The sequence below is a fragment of the Neisseria sp. P0021.S007 genome (assembly GCF_051956855.1).
The window spans coordinates 1-575 of the sequence record NZ_JBQCXA010000870.1 but is presented as its reverse complement, the minus strand read 5'-3'; the positions used below and the strand labels follow the sequence as shown (position 1 = coordinate 575).

Below are 575 nucleotides of genomic sequence, written 5' to 3'. Positions count from 1 at the left end.
CTGCGTATTCGAGGTGCATCAATATGCACATCCAGCGGTAGTATTCGCCGCGCTCCACCGTACCTGCGGCGGGGATGAGGTGTTTGTCGGGGAATTGTTCCGCCAAAAAGGTAATAATGGCGGTCGATTCGGTCAGTACGGCATCACCGAATTTGAGCGCGGGGACTTGGCCTTGTGGATTGATGGCGAGATATTCGGCGGATTTCATTTGCGTGCCGAACTGGACGGGAACGACGGTGTATTCCGCGCCGCATTCTTTGAGCATCCATACGACGTATCTGCCGCGTGAAAAGGGATGGGTATAGAGCGTGATGTTTTGCATGTTTCTTCCTTTTGTACGATGAATGGTTTTGGCGAAACCCACAGCAGGGATTTTCAGACGACCTCATCAATAGGCGATACTTTTTGCCGCTTCGTTCAAACCGTTTTCCAAAGATTCCAGCATGGCGGTATAGCCGTCGCCTTGTTGCGGGGTGGTAACGTCAAACGGTTTGTTGCGTCCGTCCGGCCACAGGGCGTAGCCGCTGACGGTAGTCTGCCCCTGATAGCTGCCTTGGAATGCTTCAACATAGATT

1 protein-coding gene and 1 pseudogene are annotated in these 575 nt (G+C 52.9%); both read right to left on the bottom strand.

The features are described 5' to 3' along the window. The coding region (locus ACTHUR_RS16440; RefSeq protein WP_440399746.1) for a glutathione S-transferase family protein at positions 1–322 on the bottom strand (322 nt) is incomplete at its 3' end. A gap of 66 nt (positions 323–388) precedes the next feature. Next, positions 389–575: pseudogene (locus tag ACTHUR_RS16435) on the bottom strand (PqiC family protein); the annotation flags it as partial.